The organism is Alkalicoccus luteus, from assembly GCF_012034335.1.
GTDB classification, from domain to species: domain Bacteria; phylum Bacillota; class Bacilli; order Bacillales; family Salisediminibacteriaceae; genus Alkalicoccus; species Alkalicoccus luteus_A.
Genome location: NZ_JAATHJ010000060.1, coordinates 1 through 2,317, shown reverse-complemented (window position 1 = coordinate 2,317; position 2,317 = coordinate 1). Strand labels below are relative to the sequence as shown.

At 45.6% G+C, this 2,317-nt stretch carries 2 protein-coding genes; both read left to right on the top strand.

All coding sequences use genetic code 11. From position 1 onward, the window contains the following. Positions 1 to 61 precede the first annotated feature (61 nt). Positions 62 to 1,567 carry an IS21 family transposase gene (gene istA, locus HCN83_RS17825; protein WP_168009766.1) on the top strand — a complete coding sequence of 502 codons (1,506 nt, stop codon included), beginning with the start codon at positions 62 to 64 and terminating at the stop codon, positions 1,565 to 1,567. Next, entirely contained in the window at positions 1,567 to 2,298 is a 732-nt protein-coding gene (istB, locus tag HCN83_RS17820; RefSeq protein WP_168009764.1) for an IS21-like element helper ATPase IstB, read from the top strand. Before istA ends, istB begins: the two co-directional genes overlap by 1 nt. The last annotated feature ends 19 nt before the right edge of the window (positions 2,299 to 2,317 follow it).

The window sequence follows — 2,317 nt, the reverse complement described above, 5'->3', positions numbered from 1 at the left end:
CCCCCCATAATCAAATACACTCCTGTTGGACCCATTTTTCTGGCAGGAGGTAAATGAGGAGATGTTACAAGTGGACACCGTTAATTATATCAGAAGTGAAGTGAACGCTAAAGGTCATAGCTATTCCGAGGTGGCGAGAAGAACAAACACGGATGCTAGAACCGTAAAAAAATATGCAGATCAAGAAGAGTTCCAGGCAAAAAAACAAACGAGAAAGAAACAGCGGTCCCCTGTGATGGATCCTGTAAAAGAGCAGGTGGATCAATGGTTGATCGACGATGGAAAGAAGAAAAAGAAATACAGAAGAACTGCCAAACGCATTTGGCAGCAGCTGTGTGACGAATGTCATTTTGAAGGGTCAGAAAGAACGGTACGAGATTATATATCTAAACGAAAAGTAAGCTTACAAGAAGAGAGTCATCAAGCTGCGCTTCCGTTGGAATCGAAGCCGGGAGATGCCCAAGTCGATTTTGGACAAGCTCCGTTTCAACGGCATGGGGAGATCGTGGAACTGCCGTATTTAGTCCTCTCTTTCCCTTACAGCAATGCTTTTGTCGTGCAAGTGTTTGAATCAGAAAATCAGGACTGTTTCCTTGAAGGGTTGAAACGATTTTTTGAGCATGTGGGAGGAGTACCAAGGAGAATCCGTTTTGATAACCTGTCCCCCGCCGTGAAAAAGGTGTTGCCGCACGGCAAACGGCAATTAACAGAAGGTTTCCACCGATTTGCACTCCATTACGGGTTTGCCTACGAGTTCTGTAACCCTGGTGCAGGAAATGAAAAAGGCCATGTGGAAGCGATGGTGAAATATGTGCGGAATAACTTCTTTCTTCCCGAACGGAAGGTATTTGATCTGGAGGAAGTCAATGCAGGCTTATGGAAGACTTGTATTGCGGATAGAGATCGTGCGCACTTCGAGAAAAAATCGAAGATTTCCGAACTGTTTGAAGCCGATCAGCAAGCGCTCTTTTACTTACCCGAGAAAAGCTATGAAGTGATTCGCTACGAAACCATTAAAGCGAATAAATATGGATATGTGGCCATCGATGGCAGCAAATATTCTACTTCCCCTCGTTATGCGGGACAACGCGTATTGGTCGGAATCACCTATGATACGATCCAGATCCTGACGGATCAATACGAGACGATCGTCCGTCATATACGTTCTTATGAGGGGGAAGTGGTGATGAAGTGGCAGCCGTACTTATCCCTCATGGCCCGTCGGCCGAATGCGATGAAATACACTTCTTTCTATGACCAGCTGCCGCAGCCTTGGCAAGAATACTTACAGGCATGCACGTACGAGGAAGTAAAAGAGACATTGAAGCTTCTATCGACATTACTGAAGGACCATCGGATGGAAATCGCTACGGAAGCGTTACAAGCTGCTTCGAGACATGCGCATCCTTCGCCGGACGCCATTCGGCAAATGTTCCATCAGCTCGTCAACGGCAGAGGTTTCCGGGAAGCAATTACAATCCAGCAGGAGGTTCCCACGATGCCGGAAGCACAACGGGGAATGACGCGTTATGATGACTTCTTTCAGCTGTCAGGGAGGGAAACCTGATGCAGGAAGAGATTCAAGAATATGCGAAACGCTTAAAGTTAAGCTGGGTGCGGGAACATTTTCAGGAGATCGAAGCGTCCTCTCAGGAAGAGTATTTATATAAGCTGTTGGCGCGGGAAATCGAACAACGGGAAGCGCGTAAGATCAACTTACTATTGAAGGCAGCCACATTGCCGAAGGAGCCTAATAAAACATTTGATTGGAAGAATATCAAGCTTGGCCAAGGATTGACCCCGGAAGGGGTGTTACACGGAGCTTTCCTAAAGCATCAAGAAAACATGATCTTTTATGGCGGGGTAGGAGCCGGCAAAACATTTCTTGCCACCCGTATCGGGTTGCATGCCATTTATCAGTATGGCAAAAAAGTAAAGTTCTACACGGTGGCCACCCTGGCAAATGAGTTGCTGGATGCCAATGAAAAAGGCACATTAACCAAGCTATTTAAGAAGATAGAGAAATTGGATTTGCTTATATTGGATGAACTTGGCTATATTCCGCTTCATAAGCAAGGAGCAGAGCTTTTATTTCAAGTGATCTCTCTGTGTTATGAAAAAAGAAGTATCATCATCACGACAAATCTGCAATTTGGAGAATGGAATCACGTATTTGGGGATCCGGTCCTGACAGAAGCCGTTGTGGATCGGTTGATCCACCATTCTCATTTAGTTCTTTTTGGCGGGGATAGTAACCGCATGAAAGAATCCTTTCTCATGAATCAAATCGAGGAATGAGGAAGGAAACGGGGTTCAT